Raw genomic sequence first — 22,635 nt, forward strand, 5'->3', positions numbered from 1 at the left:
GCCGCCCCATGGCCTATGCTTCGCTCGCCACCGGCGTGCTGCTCGCCGCCGGTTACGGCTCGCGCTTCGACCCGGAGGGCCTGCACAACAAGCTGCTCGCGCAAATGCCGGACGGCGCCATGGTCGCCCACGAAGCGGCGCACCGGCTCCTGCTGGTGGTGACGCGGGTGCTCGCGGTGGTGCGGCCGGGCTCGGAGGCGCTCGCCCGCATGCTCAACGAAGCCGGCTGCGACGTGGTGTTCTCCAGCGACGCCGAGCGCGGCATGGGCGCGAGCCTCGCGGCGGGCATCGAAGCCAGTTCGGACGCGGAAGGCTGGATCGTCGCGCTGGCCGACATGCCGCGCATCGCAATTCCTACGGTGGAAGCGGTGGCGCGCACGCTGGACGGCGGCGCGTCGATCGTGGTGCCGTTTTATCAGGGGCAGCGGGGGCATCCGGTCGGCTTCGGCCCGGAACACCGCGACGCGCTGATGAGCCTCGACGGCGACACCGGCGCGCGTCATCTGCTGGCCACGCAGCAGATTGCGCGGCTCGACGTCGACGACCCCGGCATTCTGCGCGACGTCGACACGCCCGAGGATCTGCACGGCCTGTGAACGGCGGCGGGACACTCCGGCGCTAGCGCGCTACCGGCCGCGTTAGGCGCGCGCTTAACGCGCCTCTCAGGCACACGGCTTGCGCGGCCACCTTCCGCACGGGTCGCATCAATACGGTCTAAGCTGATGTGACGCTGTCCCGTCGTTATGCGGATGCGGCCACTCGCGCGCCTCCGAGAACCCATTGCGATCCCATGAGCGAAACCAGCCCGCGCCTATTTATCGTCTCACCCCATTTCGACGACGCCGTGTTCAGTTGCGGCGCCTTGCTCGCCACCCATCCCGACGCCGTCGTCTGTACCGTGTTCGCCGCCGCGCCCGAGCAGAACATGCAGACCCAATGGGATAGCGAGGCCGGTTTTGCCGGCGCGCACGAATCGGTCAATGCACGCACGCTCGAAGACAACCGCGCGCTGGAACTGTTCGACGCGGTTCCGGTGCGTATGCCGTTTCGCGACGGCCAGTATCAAGATTCGCCGTCGATCAACCGGCTGGCGGCGGCGCTCGAAGAAACCATTTACCGTTCCACGGCAAACACCCTGTTGATGCCGCTCGGTCTGCACCACGCGGATCATGTGCTGGTGTACGACGCATGCTGCGAAATCCTGCCGCGGCTGTCGCACCTGGCGTGGTTCGCTTACGAAGACGCGATCCACCGGCTGCAACCGGGCGTCGTGGCCGCGCGTCTGGACGATCTGGCGCGGCGCGGCATCGAGGCGACGCCGGCCCATCCCGCCGCCGACCATACGATCGACGAGGAACGCCAGGCGTCGCTCAAGCGCGAGGCGGTCGCCGCATACGAAAGCCAGTTGCGCGCGTTCGGGCCGCAGGGCTACGAAGACGTGTTCAATGCCGAACACTACTGGCAGTTGAACGTGTCCCGAACGCCGGTTCACCGCTCCCATCCCACGAGGTGACGTCATGACTTACCGCATGCATACCAATCCCGTCCCCGATCCGATTGCGGATCCGACCCGCGACCCGGAAGGCGATCCGCTTTCGCCGCCCTCGCCGGGTCATCACAACGACGAGCCGCAGCGGCCGGAAGGGCCGCCGGATAAGGATCCGGTTTGAGGGAGTAGCGGTTAAGGACGAAGGGTTGGGGTGCTTTGTAATTGCAAGCCGCCGCTCTCAGGCGAGCAGCGGCACCCCGCCTTTAACGCGTCAACGCGGCAAACCCTTGCAGCAGCCGCTCGACATCCGCCGGATGAATATTGCCCATGGTCGAGATCCGGAACAGTTCCGCCGACAGTCCGCCCTGCCCCGCATAAATCACGAAGCCGCGCGCCTTCAGCGCGTCGTGCAATTGCACGTAGCTGACGCCCGCAGGGAGGCGATACGCCCGCAGCACCACCGACGACTCAGCCGGCGGCAACACGCTATCGATCCCCAGCGCAGCCAGTCCCGCGCGCGCCTGTTCGGCCAGCGCCGCGTAGCGCGCATGACGCGCGGTCCAGCCGCCTTCGTCCGCGAGTTCGCGCAACGCTTCGACGAGCGCGTAGTAGGCGTGCACCGACGGCGTGAACGGCGTATTGCGCTGATCCTGCAGTTTCGCCAGGCGCGCGATGTCCAGATAATAGGTCCGGCTCGCTGCCTGCTTCAGCGCCTCGCGGCGCACCATCACGAACGATGCGCCCGGCACGCCATGCAGACACTTGTTGGCGGTCGCCGCCACTGCCGCAATGCTGCCGTCGGCGAAGTCGATCGACTCGGCGGCAAAGCTGCTGACGCCGTCCACCAGCAGACGCACGCCACGCGCACGACACACCGCCGCCAGCGCCTGCAGATCGTTCAGGCGGCCCGTGGTGGTCTCATGATGAATCACCGCCACGTGCGTGAAGCCGCCGGCATCGAGCCGCGCGGCGATGCGTTCGAGATCGGGCGCCTGCATCCATTCGTGCTTCAGCGCCTCATGCGCGATGCGGTACTGGCTCGCGATCTGCGTAATGCGCTCGCCGTACACGCCGTTTTCGATCACCAGCAGCTTGCCGTTCTCCGGCACGAGGCCGGCGATCATGCTTTCCACCGCCGCCGTGCCCGAACCGGTCATCAGCACGGCTTGCCACTCGGCGGCATCGAGCTTGTAGATGTCCACGAGACGCGTGCGCGCTTCTTCCTGCAGATCGAAGAACTCGCCTTCGCGATGGCACAGGTCGGGCTGCAGCAGACTCTGCCGCACGCGCTCCGTCAACGTCACCGGCCCGGGATTGAGCAGCAGCATCATCGAACTCCTTGAGCGGCGCCGAGGTGGCGCATCAGGCGCGTCTTCACGTCCGGCGGAGTAATGGTGGGACGCGGCAGACCATCGGGCGTGCCGCGACGGATCGCGAGACGCACGAAGCGCGGGCCGTCGAGTTGTGGCGACGCGAGCACGCCGTCGAGCGTGGCGAGCTCGTCGCCTTCGACCGCCGAGGCGTAACCGCAAGCCGCGGCGACACCCGCAAACGACACCTGTGCCGACACGGTGGCCTGGCCGCCGGTCGAATCATGCGCGCCGTTATCGAGCAGGACATGCGTGAGATTTGCCGGGCCATATGCACCGATGGTCGCGAACGCGCCCATGCGCATCAGCGCGGCGCCGTCGCCGTCGATGGCGACTACGTGCAGATCCGGACGCGTCAGCGCGAGACCGAGTGCGAACGGCGTCAGGCAGCCCATCGAGCCGACCATGTATAGCTGGTTCGCGCGGTCGTCGAGTGCGTAGAGTTCACGGCCGCAAAAGCCGGTGGAAGCAAGCACCACCGTCGATTCCAGCGGCGTGTGCGCGATCACGCGCTGCAATGCGGCCTGACGCGTCGGCAGCGCATCCGCCGCCACGCCGCGCCACTGCGCCTGCGGCGCCACCGGCGTGCGACGCGCGCCGCTTGCGCCCTGCTTCAGTTCATAAGGCGCGACGCTGCCCTTTTGCATCACCAACGCATATGGGCGGCCGGTTTCGTCCATGTGGGCAATGGCGCGCTCGAGCGCCGGGCCGATGGCATCGGCTTGCGTCGGGAAGGTCTCCCACGGAATCTCCATGGTGTCGAGCATCGCCGGCGTGATCGGACCCATCAGCGCATGCTGCGGTTCGTCGGCGACACCGGGTTGGCCGCGCCACGTGACGATAAGCAGTTGCGGCAAACGGAACGTCCACGTGAGCGATGTCAGCGGGCTCACCGCATTGCCGAGCCCGGAGTTCTGCATCATCGTGACGCCACGACGGCCGTTCTGCGCGCCGAGCGTGACGCCGGCAATCAGCGCCACCGCATCGCCTTCATTGGCCGCCGAAACATAATGCAGCGACGGGTCCTGCAGCACGTAGTTGATAAACGGCGTCAGATACGAACACGGCACGCCGGCATACCAGTCGAAGCCACGCTCGCGCGCCGCTTCGACAAACTGTGCAGCCTCGATCATTGCGCCTCTCCGCCGGCGGCGCCGGTCGCGAGCGGCGCCTGCGCGTGGGCGAAATCGCCGGCCCGGCGGAAGTCTTCCAGATCGTTGACGCCGCGCCAGTGGCCGTGCACGTATTGCACTTCGATGGCTTCGCCGGCTTCGATCAGCGCGTTGAGCAGCGCGGGCATGTCGAGCTTGTCGAAATCAGGACGCGCACGCAGCGTGGCGAGCACGGTTTGCAGACGCTCACGGCCTTCGCCGCGCACGTTCAGCAGACCGACCCAGCGGCCGTCCGGCAAGCTGGCTTCGCCCGAAGCCGCGTCCTGCAGTTCGCTCGACACGCGCTTGAGCAGCACCTTGTTGCCGAACAGCCCGCGATCGTCCGGCGCCGAGCACCACGCGAAGTCGCGCACGCTTTTGTTGACCGGCTCGGTGAGCGTCGAATCCACCACCACGCTGAACGGCGCTTCGCTTTCCACCAGATCGCGCACGATATAGCTGCGGAACAGCAGGTCGCCGTAGGAGATGACCGTGTCCGACTTCAGCGCGTCGACGGCGCAGGCGAGCGAGGCCAGTTCGCCGGTTTCGGCGTGGCGTTCGTTGACGACCAGCTTGATGCCGGCGGTTTCGATGGCGTCGGCGCGATAGCCGCCGACCACGGTGATGTCGTTGACGCCCTGCTTCTTGAATGCGTCGACGAGCCAGCGCAGCAGCGGCTTGCCTGCGATCGGCAGCATGACCTTGGGACGATCCGCCGTCACGGCTTCGAGACCGGCGCCACGGCTGGCGGCGAGCACGACAGCCGAAGCCGACGCGCGCGAAGCCGACAGGTAGCGGTCTTCCGCTTCCGAGTATTCGTCGGCGTCTTGCAGGCGGAAGATTTCGCTGACGGAGGCGACGCGGTCTTCGATGTCGACGAGCGTTTCGCTTTCGTGGATCTGTTTGGCCACCGCCTGCATAGCCGAAGTCGCGGCGCGGATCAGGTGATTTGCCCAGATTACGGTGCTGATGCCGGCTTCGCGGAACACGTCGGTGGGCGTGCTGTAATACTTCGTCGGCACGATGACGAGCGGACCGCGGCCGGCCCATTCGCGGGCGAATTCGAGAATTTCGTCGGGACGCGACAGCTTGCTGTGAATCAGGATCGCGTCGGCGCCGGCCTGACGATAGGCTTCGGCGCGGCGCAGGGCTTCATCCATGCCCCAGCCGGCGATGAGCGCTTCGACGCGCGCGACGATGGAGAAATCTTCGTCGGTCTGCGAGTCTTTCCCGGCTTTGATCTTGCCGCAGAACTCGTCCATTTCGGCGAGCGGCTGACGTTCGCCGTTGATGAAGCTGTTGGTCTTGGGAAACTGCTTGTCTTCGATACAGACGCCGGCGATGCCGCGTTGTTCGAGCTTGCGCACGAGCCGGCGAACGTTGTTGAAGTTGCCGTAGCCGGTATCGCCGTCGAGCAGGATGGGCAGATCGCTGGCGTCGGCCATGAATTCGAGGTTATCGACCACCTGGGTCCAGCTTGCCTCGTTGTTGTCGCGCACGCCGAACTGCGCGGAAATCGCGAGACCCGAACCCCAGATAGCCTTGAAACCGGCTTCGCGGACAATGCGCGCGGAGAGGCCGTTATGGGCTTCCATCATGAATTCGAGCTGATTGCTGGTAAGCATCTGGCGCAGACGGCTGGTGCGCGAGGCGGCAACGAAAGCGGGTTCGCGGGCGTTCATAAGGGTGGATTCTCCTGCTTGTCTGGGTGCTGTTGTTTCGCTTGCCGCGGGGCGTGGTATTGCGTGGTGTTGCGCGCGACGGGCGGAATTCGGTTTGGGTTTTATTACCGCCGGCTACGGGTGAGGTTCGCGAGTTTTCATCGCTGTGTCACCCGATTCTGAGCCTGATCGGCGCCTGAAAGAAAGTGACTATAACGGATGCGGGTGATTTTCGCTTTTGTCCGGACCTTCTGTCTGCCATTTATGGCGAATTTTGTGGAAATGTGGTGTTTTTTGCTGTCCGTTGTATCGTTGTTTGCTTGTTTCTTATTCTGATTTTGGGTTTTCTGGATTTTTGAGTTTGGATGTTTTTATTGGTTTTACTGCCGGTTTTTTTATTCATTTCATCTGGCTGGTTTTATGCGGCTGCTGGCTTTTCTTGCATTCTTAATGGTCTATTGGTGTTGCCCCTGTGCGAAGCGGCATCCATAAACCGCCAACGCAGCAAGGAGAGGCCAACAGCCCGATAAAACCAGACAAATTAAAAACCGGGATAAATCAGACAAATGAAAAGGCGCAAACCAAGGGTTCACCCCTACTACACCAAAATCCCCGCAAAGCCGTTAAACAGCATAAGCAAACAAAGATGGAACTCCGCGCAATGCACACCATGACCTTGAACAAAAAACTCGGGTCGATGATCGTCGTGTTATGGATCGGCCTGATCCTGATCGGCGGCTTCGGCGCGTGGCAGAACCGCGCATCCATGATCGCCGAGCGTCGCGATCAGCTGACATCCGTCGTCCAGGAAGCCGTCAGCATCATCAACCATTACTACACGCTCTCCCAGCAACACACCATCGCCGAACCCGAGGCCCAGAAGCAGGCGCTCGCCGCCCTCGCCGCCCTGCGCTACGGCAAAGACGGCTACGTCTCCGTCAACGATTCGCAGCCGGTCGTGCTGATGCATCCGTTCAAGCCCGAATTGGACGGCAAGAACGTGGCGCAATTCGCCGATCCGGCCGGCAATCACCTGTACGTCAATATCGTCACCGCCGGCAATCATGAAGGCGGCGGCTTCGTCGAATATCTGTGGGCCAAGCCGGGCCACGATCAGCCGGTCGCCAAAACCAGCTTCTCGCTGCGCTTCGCGCCGTGGGACTGGTACGTCGTCAGCGGCATGTATATGGACGACGTCCAGAGCGCGTTCTACTCCAATCTGGCCTTGTGGCTCGCCATCACCGCCGTGCTCGGCGGCGCGGCCACCCTCGTCATGGTCCTCGTATTGCGCAGCGTGCGCCGTTCGCTCGGCGGCGACCTTGAAGTCGCCGTCATCGCCGCGCAACGCATGGCGAGCGGCAACCTCGCCGTCGGCGTGCCGGTCAATCTGCGTCACACCGGTAGCCTGCTGCATGCGCTGCATACGATGCAGGCCGGTCTCGTCGAAACCGTCTCGCGCGTGCGCACCGGCACCGAGAACATCAACGTGGGCGCGACCGAAATCGCCGCCGGCAATACCGATCTCTCGCAACGCACCGAAGAACAGGCCGCCGCGCTGGTGCAAACCGCGTCGAGCATGGACCAGATGACGGTCAACGTGAAGCAGAACGCCGAAAGCGCCAACCAGGCCGCGCAGCTCGCCGGCCAGGCGGCGGACGTCGCCACGCGCGGCAGCCGTGTGGTCGACGACGTGGTCCGCACCATGGGCGAAATCACCCATAGCTCGCGGCAGATCGGCGACATCATCGGCGTGATCGACGGCATCGCCTTCCAGACCAATATCCTTGCGCTCAATGCGGCCGTCGAAGCAGCCCGCGCCGGCGAACAGGGCCGCGGCTTCGCGGTGGTCGCCGCGGAAGTGCGCAGCCTCGCGCAACGTTCGGCCACGGCTGCCAAGGAAATCAAGGCACTGATCGAAACCTCGACGCACGCCGTCGAAGCAGGCGCGTCGCTGGTCGCCAACGCCGGTTCGACGATGGGCGAGATCGTGCAGTCGGTGCGGCGCGTCAACGAGATCCTCGAGGAAATCAGCCACGCCTCGCGCGAACAAAGTGCGGGCATCGAGCAGGTCAACCGCGCGGTCGGAGAGATGGATCAGGTCACGCAGCAAAATGCCGCGCTGGTCGAACAGGCCGCCGCCGCTGCCCATTCGCTGAAGGACCAGGTCGGCTCGCTGCGCGAGGCCATTTCGAGTTTCGCCCTGCCGGCCTGAACGGCAGACTCGATACCGCGTGCTGACTGAAAAGCCCAGCTCCGAAAAGAAGGCGCCCGCGCACCGCTTCATTGCGAAACGGTTCTAAACCGGGCGCCTCTAAACACGCCGCGTCGGAGAAGACGCACTCATTGAACGAATCAGCCGCACGGATTTTTTAATCCGCGCGGCTTTTTTTACGCCTCACCGCTCTTCGCCTGCCCGGATCTCGCATTTACATTACGTTTTCATTACAATCATGGCACGCGCGCGCGCCGCCGCCCGTGCCTGTTGCCCCGCTGTTGCTCCGCCTGTTGCCGGTATCCGTGTCCATGATCAAGAAAACCAAATCGCAGCCGCACGACCCATACGCGCCGGTCGCCCGCAACCCGGTGCTCGCCTCGCCGCTGCCGGCGTGGCGCTCGAAATTCGTCGTCCTCGTGGTGTTCGCCGCATTTGGGATGCTGGCGGCGCGCGCCTTCTGGGTGCAAGTCGTTAATCAGGATTTCTACGTGGTGCAAGGGCAGAAGCGCTATCAGCGCACGATCGCGCTCGACGCCACTCGCGGACGGATCGTCGACCGCAATGGCTCGATGCTCGCGGTCAGTCTCGCTACGGTCGAAATCTGGGTCACGCCGAAGCTGCTCGACGAAAGCAGTATCGTGCCGCTCGCCGGCCTGCTCGACATGCCGCTTGCGGAAGTGCGCCGGCGGGTCGCGGGCGACAAATCGTTCGTGCTGCTCAAGCGCCAGGTGGATGCCGACACCGCCAGCCGGCTCGACAAACTGGCGCTCGCGGGCGTTACGCAGATCGTCGACTCGAAACGCTTTTACCCAGAAGGCGAATCGGCGGCGCACGTCGTGGGCTTTACGGATATCGAGGACCAGGGCCAGGAAGGCGTCGAACTCGCGGCCAACCTGCAACTGAACGGCGCCGCGGGCGAGCGCGAAGTGATCCGCGATCGCCTCGGCCGCGCGGTCTCGGAGACGCGCCCGCTGGTGCCGGCCCATAACGGCGCGACGATCCGCCTGACCATCGACCGCCGCATCCAGCAACTCGCCTACGCGCAACTGAAGGCGGCGGTGGCGAAACACAGCGCCGAAGCCGGCAGCGTCGTCGTGCTGGATGCGCGCAACGGCGAGATCCTCGCGCTCGCCAACTATCCGAGCTTCGACCCGAACGACCGCACGCGCCTGAGCGGCCGGCAATTGCGCAACCGCGCCGTCGTCGATACTTTCGAGCCGGGTTCGACCATCAAGCCGGTCGTCGTCGCCTTGTCGATGGATCAAGGCAAGATCGGGCCGCAAACACTCGTCGATACCTCGCCGGGTTGGTATCGGATCGGGCCGTCGATCATTCACGACACCTCGAATCACGGCGTGATGACGGTCGCGGAAGCGGTCCAGAAGTCGAGCAACATTGCGCTGGCGAAAATCGCCCTCAACCTGCCCGCCGAAACGATCTGGAACAAGTATCAGGAATACGGGCTGGGACGCCGGCCCGAACTGACCTTCCCCGGCGCCGCGGCGGGCAAGGTGCGGCCGTTCAGGCGCTGGCGGCCCATCGAACAGGCCACCATGGCTTACGGCTATGGGCTGTCGGCGTCGTTGCTGCAGCTCGCGCAGGTGTACACGGCGTATGCCGGCGACGGCACGCTGCATCCGGCGCGGCTGCTGCTGAAAGAAGAGACAGCGGCCGCTCCGGCGAGTGACCACGCCGATGCATCCGATGGCGCCAACACGCTTTTTGCCGCTGCAGACCCCGCCCATCCGGTGACGACACCCGCAACCGCGCGCGCCATCCGCTCGATGCTCGAAATGGCGACCGGAACGGGCGGCACAGGACAGGCGGCGCTCGTCGGCGGCTACCGGGTTGGCGGCAAGACCGGGACCGCGCGCAAGCAGATCGGCACCTCATACGCGAAGAATCGCTATCGCGCGCTGTTCGTCGGCATGGCGCCGATGAGCGATCCGCGTTTGATCGTCGCGGTGATGATCGACGATCCGGCCGGCCGCGCGTTTTACGGCGGCACCGTGGCGGGCCCCGTGTTCGGTGCGGTGACGGGCGGCGCGCTGCAATTGCTGGGTGTGCCGCCCGACGCCTGATGCTCGCCTCAACCGCGCAAACTGCGAGGGATAGCGCCGTCAAACGACGCCTGCCGAGGCCGCCCTTCTAACGACCACTCAGCCAACGACAACTCAGCCCGCGATTCAGCGCTCCGGGCCGAACACCACGCACACCGGGCTGCCGGTATCGATCACCGTCGCTTCGGATTGCGGCAGCAGCGTCGCGGCATCCAGAGCGCGGCTCACGATGGTATGGCTCAGTTCGTTGGCCACCAGCAGACGGCGGCCGTCGGGCGTCAGCGCGATGAAGCGCGGGCAATTGCCGAGTGCCGGCGCGAACGCGACGGGCGTGCCGGCGTGGCCGTCGGCGTCGAGCGGCACGCAGGCCACGGAATCGTGGCCGCGGTTCGACACATACAGCATGCGGCCCGACGGATGCACGACGATACCGGCCACCCGGTTCGAACCGCTGTATTCGGGCGGCAGTGTCGAGACATGGCCGACGCAGGCAAGGCCGCCGGTTTCAGCATCGAACGACAGCGTGGTGACGGTGGAATCCAGTTCGTTGGCCACGTAGATCAGCGCGGCTTCCGGATGAAACGCCGCATGGCGCGGACCGGCCGATTCGCGGCTCTGAAAGCGCTTGATGCGGGTTTCCGCCTGATCGACGCCGAGACGCACCGCGAACACCGCGTCGAGTCCCTTGTCCGGCACGATGTGCCACGCCGTAGCCGCCGCGCGGTTGACGAAGCGCGGCGCGTGATGCGGATGGGCGCCGTTCTGCTCGATACGATGCGGCCCCGGCTGGCCCGGCATCCCGACCAGCAGACGCACCGGCTCAAGCATGCCGTCGGCGGCGATACCCAGCGCGGCCAGCGTGCCGGTCGCATAGTTGGCGATCACGAGTTCGCGCCCGTCGAGCGACAACTCCAGATGGACGGGATTGATGCCGTTGCAGGACTGCCGGTTCAGAAAGCGCAGCGTGCCATTGCCGGCATCGACGGCGAAACTGCTCACCTCGGCCTGGTCGCCGTGGACCGTGTAAAGCCGGTCCCGAGCGCGATTCAGCGTAAGGAACGAGGGATTTGACAGCCCCTCGACCACCTGCCGAAGTTGCCAGACGCCTGACGCCGCATCCACCCGATAGACACTCAGACCCTTGCCGAGGGCTTTGCGCGCCGCCGTCGTGCGGCTACCGACGTAGGCCAGCCAGCCCGGCGCGTCGTTCGTGTCGTTGGTCGTTTCGTTCAAAGCCATCTCTCCACCGTTTTCGATCCGCCGCCGACGCCTTCGCGGCTGCGGCCCGCGAATTCATCATTGACTTTTGTGTTTACAAAACGCATTGTACCGATTTTCGCGCCCGCTTCGCGGCGCGCCGGATCGAGCCGCGAACAGGACAGCGTGGCCTACAGGATTGGAGACACAAGTGAGCTTCAGGCGCGGCTGGGTACTGCTTTTCCTTTTTTCCCTCACGACGATCAACTATATGGATCGCGTGGTGCTGTCCGTCGCAGCCAGGCCCATCGCCAGCGAATTTCATCTCTCGCCCATCAGCCTCGGCTATCTGTTCTCGTCCTTCATCTGGACCTACACGCTGTTCCTGATCCCGATGGGCCAGTTCGTCGACCGCTTCGGCACGCGGCGTGTGGCGGCGGCGGGCATCGGCATCTGGTCGCTCGCCACCATCCTCACCGGCGCCGCGAGCGCCTATAGCCTGCTGCTGGCTTCGCGGCTGGTGATGGGCGCAGGCGAGTCGAGCAGCAATCCGGTGTGTGCAAAAACCGTGCGCCAATGGATTCCGGCGCGCGAACGCGGCGCGGCCAACGCGGTGTTCAATGCCGGTTCGTTTGCCGGGCCGGCCTTTTGCCTCGCGCTGATCGGCGTGCTGATTTCGGCGTTCGGCTGGCGCTGGGCCTTCGTGATCTCGGGCTCGGTGGGTTTTATCTGGCTGGCGCTGTGGCTCTGCTTCTTCAATACGCCCGAACGCACCCGTTGGCTGCCGCAGGAAGAGCGCGCGATGATCCTGCGCGAACGCAACAACGGCATGCTGACGCTCGATGAAGGCCAGCCCGACGGCCTGCTGCGTCTGCTGCGCTCGCGCACGCTGTGGGGCATCGCGCTGACCGAAGGCTGCAACATCTACGCGCAGTACCTGTTCCTCACCTGGCTGCCGTCGTATCTGCAGGCGACGCGCCACGTCTCGATCACCAGCAGCGGCTGGCTGAGCGGCGTGCCGTATGGCGGTGCGGTGGTGCTGGCGATTCTGGCGGGCTGGCTGAGCGACCGCTACGTGAGGGGCGCGGGCGTCGCGTCGGGACGGCGCCGCCATGCCATCGCCATTTCGATGCTGTGCGGCGCGGCCATTCTGCTGGTGCCGCTCGTGACCGGCTTTGCGTCGCTGGTAGTCGTGCTGACGCTGTCGCTGAGCGGCATCGCCGCGACCAACGCCACCAACTTCTCGCTGCTCTCGGACATGCTGCCGAACCAGCGCGATATCGCCAAGGCGATGGGCTTCGTGATCGTCGGCGGCAATGTGTTTGGACTGCTCGCGCCGATCGTCACCGGCTACGTGATCTCGATCACCGGCAAATACGATTACGCCTTCGCGATTGCCGGTGTGCTGCAACTGACCGGCATCGTCATCACCCTGACCATGACTTACCGGCCGATCACGGCCGGCGCCGCCACGCCGCCGCTTCGAGCCCGCGTCTGAAAACCGGCGCCTGAAAGCCGGCGTCTGAAAAACGGCAGGCGGCCTCGAAGCGGCTGCGTCCGCCGGTGCGTTGTGGGTCAATCGCGTGCGATCAGCGGCACGCCGGCTTCTGCGGCCACCTTGTCGAGTCCCGCGAAAGTGTCGGCGGGCAACAGAATGCCGTCCGTGAGCTGCTTTTCGTGCGCGCGCGCTTCTTTTTCGCCGGGATAGAACACCTCGTCGACGCCCTCGGCGAGCGGCACCGCTTTGAGCGTCTCGATGTAACGCTCCATGCGCGCATCGAATTCCGCGAGCGGCTGAAAAGCGGCCACGTTGAGCGCGATAAACAGATGCCCCGCACGGCTGCGGTTGACCGGATCGTAGGGGCCGTGCACCTCGTCGAGGAAACCGCTGCCCGACAAGACGCCCGACAGCACGTCGACAATCGCGCCGATCGCGTAGCCCTTGTGGCCGGCCATCGGCAGAATGAAGCCTTTGAGCGCCTCTTCGGGATCGGTGGTCGGGCGGCCCTTGCCGTCCACGGCCCAGCCAAGCGGAATCTCTTCGTGACGGGTTTGCGCGAGGAAAATCTTGCCGCGCGCCACGCCCGAATTGGCGACGTCCATGATGAGCGGCGCGTAACGGCCGGCCGGCACCGCCACCGACCACGGATTGGTGCCGATCAGCTTCTTCAGGCCGCCCCACGGCGCCATGTTCGGGCCGCCGTTGGTGGTGGCGAGCATGATGCAACCCGCTTCGGCGGCCATGCGCGTGAAGTACATGCAGGTGCCGAAATGGTTCGAGTTGCGCACCGACACCGCGCCGATGCCATGCGCCCTGGCGCGCCGGATCGCGTCGTGCGCGGCGTGTTTGGCGACCACCGGTCCGATGCTGTCGCCGCCATCCATTACGGCAATCGCACCGGCGTCGACCGGAAAGCTCAGGTTGGTCTGCGAGCGCATCGCGCCCGAGCGCAACCGCGCGTAGTACCAGCCGAGGCGCAGCACGCCGTGCGATTGATGGCCCCAGAGGTCGGCCTGGACCATCGCGTCCGCGGCGACGTAGGCGTCCTCGGGGCTCGCGCCCGTGGTCTGATAAACGGCGGTGACGAAATCGCGCAATGTATCGGGCGCGACGCGCTGGAAATCGTGGGTGTCGGTCATGCTCACTTGGCAAACTCCTTGGATCAAACTTCGCCGCCGGGTCGGGTGGCGGGAACGACTGGCATGGCCGGGCCGGCGGCGCGGCCGCGTGGCTTATCGGCCGCTCATGGCTGGTTAGCCGCTGCGGCCCGTATCGAAACTTTGCGTGCGGGGACTCTTGAGACGGCGCGCGCCGTCGAGATGGTTGCGCATCAACGTCGCCGCGCTGAGCAGATCGGAGCGCGCGATGGCATCGAGAATCGCCAGATGCTCTTCCGCCTGGCCTTTGCGCGGCTTGCGCACACTGGTCTGGCTGTATTCGACGAGACGGCGCAACTGGTTGATACGGCGCACCGCGTCGTGGATAAAGCGATTACCCGACCACCTGGCAAGCGACTCGTGGAAATGGCTATTGGCGTCGAAAAGTTCGGCGGCCGTCATCAGCGACCAGCCGCCGTCGACGATGCGCTGCTGCGTCTCGCGGATTTCCTCGAGTTGCGCCGGCTCGCAGCGAAACGACGGGCTCAGCAAGCCCGTCACCTCGATCGACTGGCGAAAGGCAAAACTTTCGTCGTAAGCCTCGGGCGAATCGATCATGCCGAGAAAGCGCCAGCCGTGGCCCACGCCCTGCTCGATCCAGCCTTCCCGGGCGATGCGCGCAAGCGCCTTGCGCAGCGTGGTGCGGGCCACCTCGTAGCGGCGCATCAGCTCGGCTTCACCGACCTCGTCGGGCAGCGCGCCGGTCAGCCGGTCATTGGCGATCTGCAGATAGAGCGGCTCGTCGGGCGAAGAGGAGAATTGCTCGGCGATGCCGGTAAGCGAAGCCGGCTCGCAAGCCAGAAAGAAGCCGCGATTGGCGTCGTGCCGGACCACCCCGAGTTCGGCTAGCCATTTCAGCGCGGCATTGACCGGCGAACGCGACGTGCCGATCTCGCGGGCGAGTTGGCTTTCGGCAAGGTGAGCACCGACCGGGCAGGCATCGCGGCGCACCAGCGCCACGATGTCGCGTGCGATGCGCACTTGCAGCGAAGTGGGAGAAATACCGCTCATGTCGATTGGTCGCGCTATGCGCGCTGGCCCACCCTTGCGAAGGATCGGCCACGACCGCATAAATTGAATTATGTGATCATAAAAGACTATTTACGCTTGAGCAAGCGACATGCACGCTGGCGGCCTCGGGCGACGGTACACGTCAGACTTTCTCGCAGATCACCTGGACAAGCGCCGCCCGCCCTTCCTCCAGATTGCGTCGGAGATTGACGGTGGCCTGGCCGAATGCCGGTCCCATCACAGCGCCGAGCGCGAGCACCGGCGGCACGGACGACTGCGCCCGTTCCGCCTCGCGCTGCAGAAACCAGTGGATTCCCGCTTCCGTGGAGTCGATCCACGACGCGACGCGGAACCCCTGGTCCTCAAGGGCCGCGCGCATCTCGTCCGCCGTCACGAGAAAACTGATTTCCGGCCCGCTCGCCCACGGCACCGGGAAATGCAGCGGTTCACCGGAAACGGCGATCACATCGAAGATGGCGAAGTGGCCGCCCGGACGCAACACGCGCGACGCTTCGCCATATAGCGCAGCGCGGTCGGCGATGTTCATTGCCACGTGCTGCGTCCACGCGAGATCGAATGCGTCTGCGGCAAATGGCAAGGTCAGCGCGTTGCCGTGCCGATAGCTGACCTTGCTCGCGAGCCCGGAGCGCCCGGCGAGAAAGTTGGCGGCGTCGACGAACGATTGACTCAGATCGACGCCCTGCACCGTGCAGCCGTAGGTTTCGGCGAGGTAGCGCGAGGGGCCGCCCAATCCCGAGCCGATGTCCACCACCCGCGTGGCCTCCGTGATCGGCAGCGCCTTTGCCAGTTCGACGGTGGCCGCGAGGCCCCGCGAGTGGAACTGGTCGAGTGGCGCGAGATCTTTTACCGAGAGTTGCTTCTCGCCAAGCCCGCTCTTCACCAGCACGGCGCGCAACTGTTCAACCAGGCTTGCGCGCTCGTAGTGTTGGCTAATGCCGTCTGCTTCATTCATCGTGCTACTCCTTCTTTATCGGCGCGTTAGCGCAAGATCCGGCGCCGGCGGCGTGCTAGCCGGCGCTGAGCTGATCGATGTGAGCGCGCGCAAACTCGCCCACGGGCTTCGGACAGTTCGGCGGTCATCTGCTCGTGATCCGTCTCGACGGGCCGGACAGGTCGATGGTTATGCCGATATGCGCTTCGGGATGCTTGAGCAACGCGGCGATGGCGCGGCCCTGGTCATCCGCGGCGATTCGAGCATTACACATTCAGACCCAGCCGGACACCTGCGGCGCCTGGATTTACTTCTGGATCAGGCGACCCAACGGCATGAGCGGGCCGACCGGCATCAGGTCATACGACATCAGCCCCTCGGCGACCAGCGGCAGTGTATCCAGCGTTGCCTTGGCCTGTTCGACGGATTCGACATTCATCAGAAAGATCGGGCCAGCCTTGTCACGGAACCAGAACTGCTCGACCTTGCCGTCGAGGTAGAGCTTGAGCGTGGCGGGCACTTCGTCGGACATGTGCTGCTGGATTTTCTCGGGCGTGAGGGCCGGCGTCGGGGAAGCAATAGCGAAAACTTTCATGGTGATCTCCTGAGTCAGTGAGGGGTTGCGACATGCAACGGGGACCACTTTAGGGCTCGGACGGCAAAACCGGTATCGTCGTAAATGCCAACTTTGAGGTCATTTGCGCCAATCTCCACGGATACTCGGAATGGCCCATTTCAAACCAGTCGTTGCAGATAGATTGTGGTCACCATATAATCGACTCCATTGAATCGGTTGAGAGCTTCATTCATGAGAGTCAGTCGTGCACAGGCAGAAGAGAATCGGCGCGCAGTCATCGAGGCGGCCGGCCGGCTGTTCCGCGAGCGAGGTTTCGACGGCGTGGGCCTGAACGACCTGATGGGTGCTGCGGGCCTCACGCAGGGCGGCTTCTATAAACAGTTCAAGTCGAAAGACCACCTCGCGGCGCTCGCCTGCGAGCGCGTGCTGTCGGACAGCACCGAGCGGCTGACGCAACTGGTCGAAAGCAGCGGCGAAGACGCGCTGCCCGTCATCGTGACCCAGTATTTAAGCCCCGAGCACCGTGACCAGATCGCGGAAGGATGTATTTTTCCCGCGCTGGGTCCCGACGCGGCCCGCCACAGCCCGGAAGTCATCCGCAGTTTTGAAACGGGGATCCGGTCGTATCTGGAAGTCATCGACCGCGCCGTGCAGACTTCGTCCGATCCGGCGGCGGAAAGCGACGCCGCTGTCGTGCTGTCGACGATGGTAGGCGCGCTGGTGCTATCGCGTCTTGCGGAAGACGAGACACTTTCCAGACGCATCCTCGATGCCGCTATCGGCAGCCTCCTTCATCGCAATGGCAGCAACGATCGCAACGACGAGCCTGCAATAGAAACGGCTGATCCAGACCGTCCATAACAATTTCATCACTCGGCGGCGCTTCGTTGCATCGGTGAACTTTAGCCAGTCTTCAAACCTGATATTAAGGAGTACGATTGATGCGTTATAAACTCTTCGGCAAGCACACGGGCTTGCGAGTCTCCGAACTGGTGCTGGGTGCGGGCAACTTCGGCACACGCTGGGGACACGGCGCAGAACCGGACGAGGCTCGCCGCATCCTCGACGCCTATGCGGACGCCGGCGGCAATTTCATCGACACGGCCAACGGTTATCAGTTTGGTCAATCCGAGGAAATCTTGGGCGATCTGCTCGCCGGTCGCCGTGAAGACTTCGTGCTGGCCACGAAATTCGCCATGAGGACGGACGATAGCTCGGGCATCCTCGTCACGGGCAATAGCCGCCGGGCCATGGTCGCCTCGGTCGAAGCGAGCCTCAAGCGGCTCAAGACCGACCGCATCGATCTCTATTGGGTGCATGTATCGGACGGCGTCACGCCGGTGGAAGAGATCGTGCGGGGTTTCGACGACCTCGTGCGGGCCGGCAAGATCCTCTACGCGGGCCTCTCCGATTTCCCCGCCTGGCGCGTGGCGCGCGCCGCGACGATTGCCGAGTTGCGGGGCGCTGCGCCCATCGCGGGGCTTCAGGTAGAGCACAGCCTGGTCGAGCGCAGCACCGAACAGGAGTTGCTGCCCGCAGGCCAGGGGCTTGGTCTTGGCGTGGTGGCCTGGTCGCCGCTTGGCGGCGGCATGCTGACCGGCAAATATCGCCGGGGCGAGAAAGGCCGGGCGGAAGGTTTCGGCGGCAAGGTATTTCAGGCCGAAAACTCGCCGCAACGCACGGCCATTCTCGACGAGGTGATCGCCGTTGCGCAGGAAGCGGGCGTCACGCCGAGCGAAATCGCACTCGCCTGGGTCGCGGCCAAAGGCCCGTTTCCTATCATCGGACCACGCACGCTCGCACAACTGGAAAACAATCTCGCCGCGCTCGACGTGACGCTGTCGAGCGAGCAGATGGCCCGCCTCGATGCCGTGAGCGCCGTCCCATTCGGCTTTCCCTATACGGTGATCAACGACGAGCCGACCCGTCAGTTGTACACCGGCGGCAAAGCCGCGCAATTCGATGCCCCAACCGAAGCCGTCGCCTAAGGAACCCGACCATGACCCAGATTCTCGTTACCGGCGCGACTGGCGCGCTAGGCCACCAGGTGGTCGAATTCTTGCTGCAACGCGTTCCCGCCGGCGACATCGTCGCGCTGGCGCGCGATCCGGCCAAACTGCAGGCGTTCGCGGAGCAAGGCGTCCAGGTCCGCAGCGGTGACTATCTCGACCCCGCTTCGCTCGAACGCGCCTTCGCCGGCGTCGACAAATTGCTGCTCGTTTCAGCGCGGGCTTTCACGGATGCATTCAGGCAGCATACCAACGTCATCGAAGCGGCCAAGCGGGTCGGCGTGCGTCATCTGCACTACATCTCGCTGCAGCATGCTGAGGGCAGCACGGTGGAAATCCCGCAGGTGACGCAATGGGAAAAAGAAACCGAGGCGCTGCTGCATGCCTCCGGTCTGCCGGTGACGATTCTGCGCAACACCATGTATTTCGACACGCTGCCGTTCGGCAAAAGCGTGGAGAAAGCCGGCCTCAGGGCGCCTGCAGGCCACGGCGTGGGGGCTTTCGCCAGCCGCCGCGACCTTGCGGAAGGCGCCGCAGCGGTGCTGGCGAGCGAGGGCCACGCAGGCAAGCTGTATACCCTCACCGGTGGCGAGGCCGTCGATATGGCCGAGATTGCCTTGGCGATGTCCGAGGCAAACGGACGAGAAGTCGAATATCGTGAGGTATCTGTGGCCGAGTTCGTGGCGGCGCGCATCGAGGAAGGATTTCCCGAGCCGGTCGCCAACTTCCTCGCGGCCTGGTTTCAGGCCATTGCAGCAGGTGAATTCTCCGAGGTCACGACCGATCTCGAACGCCTTCTGGGGCGGCCGCCGCAAACGGCGCGTGACTTCTATCGCGTTTCGCAGCATGCTTGAGAGCCGTGCTTCTTTCACGACGGATGCGTTTCGAATCAATCGAAACGTAATCTGCACCGCTTAGCAATTCCAGAATAGCCGGCGTTGACGAGGCGTCCGGTTCCTTGCCGGGCCGTACAAACGGGCCGGCCTACATCTGCACGTCATAGGAGAAACACATGCCTTTTGTGACTACGAAAGATCGTACCGAGATCTTCTACAAAGACTGGGGGCAAGGTCAGCCCATCGTGTTCCATCACGGCTGGCCGCTCAGTTCGGATGATTGGGATGCGCAGATGCTGTTTTTCCTTCAGCATGGCTACCGCGTAATCGCGCATGATCGCCGGGGTCATGGGCGGTCCACCCAGACCTCTGGCGGTCATGACATGGATACCTACGCCGCGGACGCCGCAGCCGTCGTCGAGCATCTGGACCTGAGAGACGCCGTCCATATCGGCCACTCCACCGGCGGTGGCGAAGTGGCGCGCTACGTGGCCCGCCACGGCAAGGGCCGGGTCGCCAAAGCGGTGCTGGTGAGTGCCGTCCCGCCGCTCATGCTCAAGACCGACAGCAATCCTGAAGGCACGCCCATCGACGTGTTCGATGGCCTTCGTGCGCAACTTGCCGCCAACCGCTCGCAGTTTTTCCGCGACGTGCCGCTGCCGTTCTATGGCTTCAACCGGCCGGGCGTGAAAGTGATCGACGGCGTGGTGGACAATTGGTGGCGTCAGGGCATGATGGGCGGCGCCAACGCCCATTACCAGGGCATCAAGGCTTTCTCGGAGACCGATCAGACCGAGGACCTGAAAGCGATCGACGTCCCGACCCTCGTCATGCAGGGCGACGACGATCAGATCGTCCCTTACAAGGACGCTGTCCTGCTGCAGGCCAAGCTCATCAAAAACGCAACGCTGAAGGTCTATCCCGGCTTCCCGCACGGCATGCTCACTACTCACGCCGATGTGATCAATCCGGATCTGCTCGCCTTTATCAAGGGCTAATGTGATGCCGCCGGCGCGAGGGTTCTGATGCATCGCGCCGGTTTGCTATCCCTTGCGTAGCTCCTTGACGAGGTCGACAAACGCTCGCAATCCGGCCGGCACCAGCCGATGGCTCGGATAGTAAAGACAATGGCCCGCCAGCGTCGGCAGCCAGTCCAGCAGGATCGGCACGAGCAGGCCGTTATCGATGGCTCGCTGGGCCGCTTCGGATGTCACGTAGGCAATGCCCACGCCCTTGATCGCCGCGTCGACCATCAGCCGGATGTGATCGAGCGTGATCTGTCCGGTAACATCGACCCGCAACGGCTGCCCATATCGTTCGAACTCCCAACGATAGGTTTTTCCGCTAGGCATGCGAAATCGAATGCAGCGATGCTTCGCCAGATCGTCCGGCGTTTGCGGTTCGCCGTGCGCGCGCAGATAAGCGGGCGAGGCGACAGCCAGGAATTTCACTTCGTCGCCGAGCTGCACCGCCACCATATCCTGCGGCACGGCTTCGGCAAGGCGCACGCCCGCGTCGAACCCTTCAGACACGATATCGATCAGACGCCCCTCGGTCACGATATCCACATGCATGTCCGGATAGCGCTCGAGAAATACCGGCACGACGCCATTCACCAGCAGCGCGGCCGCTGCTTCCGACGCATTGATCCGCAGATTGCCGGAAGGCCGGTCGCGGAAGCTGTTGACGTCACCGAGCGCGAGATCCAGTTCGCCCAGCACCGGCGTCAGGTTGCGGAATAGCCGGGCGCCGGCTTCGGTGGGGGCCACGCTGCGCGTCGTGCGGTTAAAGAGCCGCAAACCCATGCGCTCTTCCAGCGCCCGCATCATGTGGCTCAACGTGGAGGGCGAGATTGCCAGTTCGTCGGCGGCGGCGCGAAAACTCGCATGACGGACCACCGCCGTGAAAGCAATCAGTTCGGTCAGGCTTGGTCGTTGATTCATGGGTTTTTACCACTAAGTCATGCCGATTCTACCGCATAGACCCAGCAATCGCCCTCGCCTATAGTCATCCGCAGACGGACCTCATCCCTTTCACAGGCGGACTCGATGACTCGGCATCTCACCTCGCTATGGGTGGCAGCGCTATTCGCCACGACCGGGCTGCCGGGCCCGGTGCTCGCTCAACCACCCTCCTCCATGACGGACCAGGCAGACATGACCTCTTCAAACAGAACCGCAGTCGAAACCATGCTCAACGCGTGGATGGCCGGCGACACCAGCGCTTTCCCCGCGCTTTTGTCCGACGATATTGAATGGACGATCAAGGGCAACTCGGTGGCGGCCGGCACTACCCACGGGCGCGCAGAGTTGATGGCAAAGGTCCTCACGCCATTCGGCGCCCGTTTTGCGCAATCCGGCGACCGTTTCCGCCCGCGCCGCATTCATGCCATCTACGCAGACGGCGACCTGGTGGCCGCCTCGTTCGATGCGGCCGGCATCGCCAACGACGGCACGCCTTACTCGAACAGCTACATATGGCTCGTGACGATGAGCAACGGCAAGATCGTCCGGGCAACCGCGTTCTTCGACGGCGCAGCTTTCGACGATTTGTGGCGGCGCGTCAAGCCGACGCAGAACTAACTGTTTGTCCGCGCCGGCCGCTATAGCAATCCACGACAGCGCGTCATCCGATTCGGTTAATTCCTGGCTCGGCTATTGCGAACGTGTTCCGCTTGCAAAGGGCGGTCTAACGCTGCTGCGTGCATGACGTGCGGGAACAATTGAATTGCCGCACGTCATGATGATTTCGTGTCAAAACTCGTCCAGAATGGAGGGTGTCGCCGATTTCATCAGGAAAAGCCATGAAACAAGCCATCAAAATCGATTTTGTCTCCGACGTTGCATGCCCGTGGTGTGCCGTTGGCCTGTCCTCGTTGCAGATCGCCCTGTCACGGCTGGGCGATACGGTCGACGCAAAAATCGCCATGCATCCGTTCGAACTCAATCCGCAGATGGTCGACGAAGGCGAAGATCTGGTCGAACATATCGGCAAGAAATACGGGCGCACACCGCAACAGGTTTTGCAGGCGCAGGATGAACTTCGGCAGCGTGGCGCGGATGTGGGTTTCACGTTCGGCACCCGCACGCGCATCTACAACACGTTCGACGCGCATCGCCTGATGCATTGGGCCGGTATTCAGGGCAAACAGCTTGAACTCAAACAGAGGCTATTGCAGGCCTATCACGGTGAAGGCAAGCCTACGAGCAACCATGACGTTCTGGTCGAAGCCGCGGAATCTGCGGGACTGGACGGCGCCGAAGCGCGCGCCGTTCTGCAACGCGGCGACTATGCCGCTGAAGTTCGCGCTGAAAAAGAGAAATATCAATCGATGGGCATTCATTCGGTCCCGTCGATTATCTTCAACGACCGTTATCTGCTGACGGGCGCACAACCTGCCGACGCATTCGAAAAAGCGATTCGGCAGATTGTGGCCGACGCCTGAGCGA

At 63.9% G+C, this 22,635-nt stretch carries 21 protein-coding genes; 12 read left to right on the forward strand and 9 right to left on the reverse strand.

The window, feature by feature from the left end; translation table 11 throughout:
• The first annotated feature begins 8 nt into the window (after positions 1–8).
• The 3 genes from FQ755_RS31060 (at position 9) to FQ755_RS37650 (ending at position 1,670) form a co-directional block, all read left to right on the forward strand.
• A complete protein-coding gene (locus tag FQ755_RS31060) occupies positions 9–596 on the forward strand; it encodes an NTP transferase domain-containing protein (protein ID WP_144160182.1) in 588 nt (195 codons plus the stop codon).
• A 194-nt stretch (positions 597–790) separates the two neighbouring features.
• On the forward strand, positions 791–1,513 hold the full coding sequence (locus FQ755_RS31065) for a PIG-L deacetylase family protein (protein ID WP_144160185.1): 723 nt from the start codon (positions 791–793) through the stop codon (positions 1,511–1,513).
• 4 nt (positions 1,514–1,517) lie between these two features.
• Complete coding sequence (locus FQ755_RS37650; protein WP_186308703.1) at positions 1,518–1,670, forward strand: hypothetical protein; 153 nt, start codon at positions 1,518–1,520, stop codon at positions 1,668–1,670.
• Between the two features lie 82 nt (positions 1,671–1,752).
• Here FQ755_RS37650 and FQ755_RS31070 read toward each other — a convergent pair whose 3' ends face one another.
• Genes FQ755_RS31070 through aepX form a run of 3 tightly spaced genes read right to left on the reverse strand, consistent with a single transcriptional unit; the run spans position 1,753 to position 5,692 of the window.
• The gene (locus FQ755_RS31070) at positions 1,753–2,817 is read right to left on the reverse strand and encodes a 2-aminoethylphosphonate aminotransferase (protein WP_144160456.1); all 1,065 of its coding nucleotides are present in this window, start codon (positions 2,815–2,817) and stop codon (positions 1,753–1,755) included.
• On the reverse strand, positions 2,817–3,992 hold the full coding sequence (gene aepY / locus FQ755_RS31075; RefSeq protein WP_144160188.1) for a phosphonopyruvate decarboxylase: 1,176 nt from the start codon (positions 3,990–3,992) through the stop codon (positions 2,817–2,819). Before aepY ends, FQ755_RS31070 begins: the two co-directional genes overlap by 1 nt.
• Positions 3,989–5,692: a phosphoenolpyruvate mutase gene (gene aepX / locus FQ755_RS31080; protein ID WP_144160191.1), complete on the reverse strand. Its 1,704-nt coding sequence runs from the start codon at positions 5,690–5,692 to the stop codon at positions 3,989–3,991. Before aepX ends, aepY begins: the two co-directional genes overlap by 4 nt.
• 649 nt (positions 5,693–6,341) lie before the next feature.
• Here aepX and FQ755_RS31085 point away from each other — a divergent pair.
• Both FQ755_RS31085 and FQ755_RS31090 read left to right on the forward strand, forming a co-directional pair.
• Positions 6,342–7,883, forward strand: coding sequence for a methyl-accepting chemotaxis protein (locus tag FQ755_RS31085; protein WP_144160459.1), 1,542 nt, complete (start codon positions 6,342–6,344; stop codon positions 7,881–7,883).
• Between the two features lie 311 nt (positions 7,884–8,194).
• Complete coding sequence (locus FQ755_RS31090) at positions 8,195–9,967, forward strand: peptidoglycan D,D-transpeptidase FtsI family protein (RefSeq protein WP_144160194.1); 1,773 nt, start codon at positions 8,195–8,197, stop codon at positions 9,965–9,967.
• A 105-nt stretch (positions 9,968–10,072) separates the two neighbouring features.
• Here FQ755_RS31090 and FQ755_RS31095 read toward each other — a convergent pair whose 3' ends face one another.
• Complete coding sequence (locus FQ755_RS31095; RefSeq protein WP_144160197.1) at positions 10,073–11,185, reverse strand: lactonase family protein; 1,113 nt, start codon at positions 11,183–11,185, stop codon at positions 10,073–10,075.
• A 169-nt stretch (positions 11,186–11,354) separates the two neighbouring features.
• Here FQ755_RS31095 and FQ755_RS31100 point away from each other — a divergent pair, with 169 nt between their 5' ends.
• A complete protein-coding gene (locus tag FQ755_RS31100) occupies positions 11,355–12,641 on the forward strand; it encodes an MFS transporter (RefSeq protein ID WP_260858939.1) in 1,287 nt (428 codons plus the stop codon).
• A gap of 77 nt (positions 12,642–12,718) precedes the next feature.
• On the opposite strand, the gene FQ755_RS31105 is transcribed toward FQ755_RS31100, so the two are convergent.
• The 4 genes from FQ755_RS31105 to FQ755_RS31125 form a co-directional block, all read right to left on the reverse strand.
• On the reverse strand, positions 12,719–13,783 hold the full coding sequence (locus FQ755_RS31105; RefSeq protein WP_144160200.1) for an Ldh family oxidoreductase: 1,065 nt from the start codon (positions 13,781–13,783) through the stop codon (positions 12,719–12,721).
• A 114-nt stretch (positions 13,784–13,897) separates the two neighbouring features.
• Positions 13,898–14,812, reverse strand: a complete 915-nt coding sequence (locus tag FQ755_RS31110) for a GntR family transcriptional regulator (protein WP_260858940.1) — start codon at positions 14,810–14,812, stop codon at positions 13,898–13,900.
• Positions 14,813–14,954: 142 nt separating this feature from the next.
• Entirely contained in the window at positions 14,955–15,785 is an 831-nt protein-coding gene (locus tag FQ755_RS31115; protein ID WP_144160203.1) for a class I SAM-dependent methyltransferase, read from the reverse strand.
• A 286-nt stretch (positions 15,786–16,071) separates the two neighbouring features.
• On the reverse strand, positions 16,072–16,359 hold the full coding sequence (locus tag FQ755_RS31125) for a hypothetical protein (RefSeq protein ID WP_144160206.1): 288 nt from the start codon (positions 16,357–16,359) through the stop codon (positions 16,072–16,074).
• Positions 16,360–16,572: 213 nt separating this feature from the next.
• On the opposite strand from FQ755_RS31125, the gene FQ755_RS31130 reads away from it, so the two are divergent.
• The 4 genes from FQ755_RS31130 to FQ755_RS31145 all read left to right on the forward strand — a co-directional run bounded on the left by FQ755_RS31130 (position 16,573) and on the right by FQ755_RS31145 (position 20,184).
• Complete coding sequence (locus FQ755_RS31130) at positions 16,573–17,202, forward strand: TetR/AcrR family transcriptional regulator (RefSeq protein ID WP_144160209.1); 630 nt, start codon at positions 16,573–16,575, stop codon at positions 17,200–17,202.
• Between the two features lie 80 nt (positions 17,203–17,282).
• On the forward strand, positions 17,283–18,329 hold the full coding sequence (locus tag FQ755_RS31135) for an aldo/keto reductase (RefSeq protein WP_144160212.1): 1,047 nt from the start codon (positions 17,283–17,285) through the stop codon (positions 18,327–18,329).
• An 11-nt stretch (positions 18,330–18,340) separates the two neighbouring features.
• Positions 18,341–19,204 (forward strand): SDR family oxidoreductase, encoded by an 864-nt coding sequence (locus tag FQ755_RS31140; RefSeq protein ID WP_144160215.1) that lies wholly within the window; start codon positions 18,341–18,343, stop codon positions 19,202–19,204.
• Positions 19,205–19,362: 158 nt separating this feature from the next.
• Positions 19,363–20,184, forward strand: a complete 822-nt coding sequence (locus FQ755_RS31145; RefSeq protein WP_144160218.1) for an alpha/beta fold hydrolase — start codon at positions 19,363–19,365, stop codon at positions 20,182–20,184.
• A 45-nt stretch (positions 20,185–20,229) separates the two neighbouring features.
• On the opposite strand, the gene FQ755_RS31150 is transcribed toward FQ755_RS31145, so the two are convergent.
• The gene (locus FQ755_RS31150; RefSeq protein WP_144160221.1) at positions 20,230–21,129 is read right to left on the reverse strand and encodes a LysR family transcriptional regulator; all 900 of its coding nucleotides are present in this window, start codon (positions 21,127–21,129) and stop codon (positions 20,230–20,232) included.
• Between the two features lie 105 nt (positions 21,130–21,234).
• Here FQ755_RS31150 and FQ755_RS31155 point away from each other — a divergent pair, with 105 nt between their 5' ends.
• Positions 21,235–21,768 carry a nuclear transport factor 2 family protein gene (locus tag FQ755_RS31155; RefSeq protein WP_144160224.1) on the forward strand — a complete coding sequence of 178 codons (534 nt, stop codon included), beginning with the start codon at positions 21,235–21,237 and terminating at the stop codon, positions 21,766–21,768.
• A 221-nt stretch (positions 21,769–21,989) separates the two neighbouring features.
• Positions 21,990–22,631: a DsbA family oxidoreductase gene (locus FQ755_RS31160; protein WP_144160226.1), complete on the forward strand. Its 642-nt coding sequence runs from the start codon at positions 21,990–21,992 to the stop codon at positions 22,629–22,631.
• Positions 22,632–22,635 lie beyond the last annotated feature (4 nt).

It is taken from the genome of Paraburkholderia sp. BCC1885 (assembly GCF_900996235.1).
GTDB lineage: Bacteria > Pseudomonadota > Gammaproteobacteria > Burkholderiales > Burkholderiaceae > Paraburkholderia.